3 protein-coding genes are annotated in these 3,010 nt (G+C 65.7%); all 3 read right to left on the reverse strand.

Going from position 1 to position 3,010, the window contains the following annotated elements; translation table 11 throughout:
• Positions 1–629 (reverse strand): DUF5947 family protein (locus QOC69_RS20900; protein ID WP_526443110.1); only part of this gene is annotated, 629 nt, incomplete at its 3' end.
• Positions 629–1,594 carry a NifU family protein gene (locus tag QOC69_RS20905; protein WP_526443112.1) on the reverse strand — a complete coding sequence of 322 codons (966 nt, stop codon included), beginning with the start codon at positions 1,592–1,594 and terminating at the stop codon, positions 629–631. The genes QOC69_RS20900 and QOC69_RS20905, both read right to left, overlap by 1 nt.
• 3 nt (positions 1,595–1,597) lie before the next feature.
• Positions 1,598–3,010, reverse strand: a 1,413-nt coding sequence (locus QOC69_RS20910) for a nickel-dependent hydrogenase large subunit (RefSeq protein ID WP_526443114.1), incomplete at its 5' end; no start/stop codon positions are given.

Genomic DNA, 3,010 nt, shown 5'->3' on the forward strand with positions numbered 1-3,010 from the left:
CGCGCCTTGATCCGATCGAAGAACTCGTCGACGAACTCGCGGACTTCGTGGCCACCGTCGAACCCCCGCCACAACATTCGCAACCTGCCCACGAACTCGTAGCAGGCATCGATCGGCACCAGATAGCACTCGGCTGGGGCGTTCAGGTCAGGGTCGGCGTGATCTCGATCGGGAACGCGCACCAACAGCGCTTCGACGTCGTCGGCGAGCATGCCCAACCGGGTGTCGGCGCCGCTGATGGTGCTCCAGGCGTCGAGGTCCAACTCGGACTCGGTGGCGCCTGCCGGACCCGGATAGAAGGCCACCGTTTTGTCCATCTCGGAGTTGTGAAAGAAGAACGCCAGCCCGACGGGAATCTGCAGCGCTTCCCACGCGCGCCGGTCCAAGGTGAAGTCGGAGAACGTGAGATAGCGATCGGGTACGGCCCGATAACGCAGCTTGGCGTGCGGGTCGGAGAACAACAGGTAGCAGCCGCGGCAGGTGCACATCAGTTGGCGCGCTGCGACATTGACGACGTGCTGATGCTCGTCGGCGATCGGCTCGGCGCACATCTCGCACCGCTCGCCGGCCGGCTGGGCGGGCCGCTTGTTGGCCCGGATCCGGGCCAGTACGTCATAGGCGCCTGCCATCACATCACCCCGGTCGCCTCGGCGATTACCGCCACCGACAGCACGCCGTCGCGAAGCAGGAGGGGGATCGGGTCGAGATGAGGTGCGTTTTCTCCCTCGTCCAGGCCTGCCCCGGCGTGCACGACGTCGAAGTGGGCGTGGCAGCGCGGGCAGCGCAACACGGCCTCGCCGATCGGCGATCCCATCGGGCGATGGAGTGCCGCACCGGCCAGCGTCTCCTCGCAGCTGCCGCACCGGTCGTGGTAGGCGAACCGTTCGTCGCCGACGCGGCAGGCCAGGATCGGCACTCCCGCGACCAGAAACCCGCCGACCTCACCGGGGCCGAGATCGGAGATGTCGGGAACCGGGTGCCAGGCGGCACCAGAGGTGTCCTTGGTATGGACGTGGCTCATCAGCGAATCCACCGAGATCAGTCCAGGGGACGATGCCGTTGAGTCCGCTTGCGCAGCAACGACTTCGATCGTGGCGATCTCGGGTGCGGCCGCGCGGACGGCGTCCTCGACGGCGAACTCGAGGGTGACCGCCGACGACGGGCAGCTCTTGCAGCTGCCCGCGAACTGCAGGCGAACGGTCATGCCCTCGGCATCGTCGACCACTTCGAGCAGCGTGACATCGCCGCCGTGCGAACCGAGGTACGGCCGGACGCTGTCCAGCGCATCCTCGATCCGGCGTTCGACCCCGTGCGGGTGGAGGCCGTGCACGAGCAAGAGGCTCGCGACGAGCTCGTCGGCCGCGAACTGGTTGATCAGCTCGGGAGCCGACGACTGCGCGGCGATCGACACCATCCGCTCGAGCGCCGCCCCGTACAGGTCCGACAGCTCAGCGGCAAGTTGTTCGGTCCGCTCGCGCACGACCGTTCCGCTGCCCGCGCTGGCGTCCAGCAGGGTCTGGATTCGATCACCTGCTGTACGCCATCGCGTGTCGTCGTCGGGTGCCTCCGGGCTTCGTCGTCCTGTCGAGGCCATGTATCACTCCCCAGTCACGGACTGGGTCGGCGAGTGCAGTTTCTCGATCGTCTTGCCGTCACCGAGGTACATGTGTACTCCGCACGGCAGGCAGGGGTCGAAGCTGCGGACCGTCCGCATGATGTCGATGCCCTTGAAGTTGTCCCGATCGTTCTCCTCGAAGATCGGCTGACCCTGGACGGCGTCTTCGTAGGGTCCCGTAGTTCCGTAGCTGTCGCGCGGGCTGGCATTCCACGGGGTGGGCGGATACGGATGGTAGTTCGCGATCTTGCCGTCCCGAATCACCATGTGATGCGAGAGCACACCGCGTACCGCTTCGGTGAAGCCGCAACCGATGGCCTCGTCCGGCACCGTGAACTTCTCCCAGGTCTTGGTGCGGCCGGCTCTGATCTCGACGAGGGCCTTCTCGGCGAAGTGCAGTGCGCACGCCGCGGCGTAGGCCTGGAAATAGGTGCGGGCACGGTTGCGCTCGAGGGTGTTGCTGCCGTGCACGGGAATCTTCCACTCGAACGAGACGGGGCCCTTGAGCGCGGTCTTGGGCAGATTGATCTGCACGCTGTGACCGGTGGACACGACGTAGCCGTCGGCGTTGACGAGTCCGGCCAGCGCCGTCGACCACAGCCGGGCCAACGGACCGCCACCGGTGTCCAAAGCCAGGTGGTCCGTGCCGTCGAACCAGCGCGGCGACATGACCCAGCTGTACTTGTCGTCCAAGTCGCGCTTCTGCGGCTTGGGGTTGGTGTGCTGGTTCCACGGATGACGCCGGTCGACCGGGTTGCCCAGTGGGTCGGTCTTGACGAACATCTCCTGATCGGACCAGTCGTCGTAATAGCTGCTGCCCAACAGGATTCGGATGCCCAGGTTGATGTCGACCAGGGAGTGGGTGACCAGCTTGCCGTCCACCACCACACCGGGCGTGACGAACATCTTGTTGCCCCACTGCTCCATGTCCTTGTAGGCGAAGTTGCAGTACTCGGGATCCTGGAAGGAGCCCCAGCAACCCAGCAGCGTCCGCCGCAATCCGACCTGCTCGTAGCCGGGCAGCGCCTCGTAGAAGAAGTCGAAGAGGTCGTCGTGCATCGGGACGACCTTCTTCATGAACTCGACGTAGCGCATCAGCCGGGTGATGTAGTCGGTCATCAGCTGGATGGTGGCGACGGTGCCGACACCGCCCGGGTACAGCGTGGAGGGGTGAACGTGCCTGCCCTCCATCAGGCAGAACATCTCTCGCGTCCAGCGACTGACGACCAGCGCCTCACGGTAGAACTCACCGGTGAACGGGTTCAGGGCCCGCATGATGTCGGCGACGGTGCGGTATCCGTGCGCAGCGGAGTTGGGGGCCAGAGTGTTCTCGGCCTTGGCCAACACGCTCGGGTTGGTCTCCGAGACCATCTTCTCGCAGTAGTCCACGCCGAC

This window comes from Mycobacterium sp., from assembly GCF_032162105.1.
GTDB lineage: Bacteria > Actinomycetota > Actinomycetes > Mycobacteriales > Mycobacteriaceae > Mycobacterium.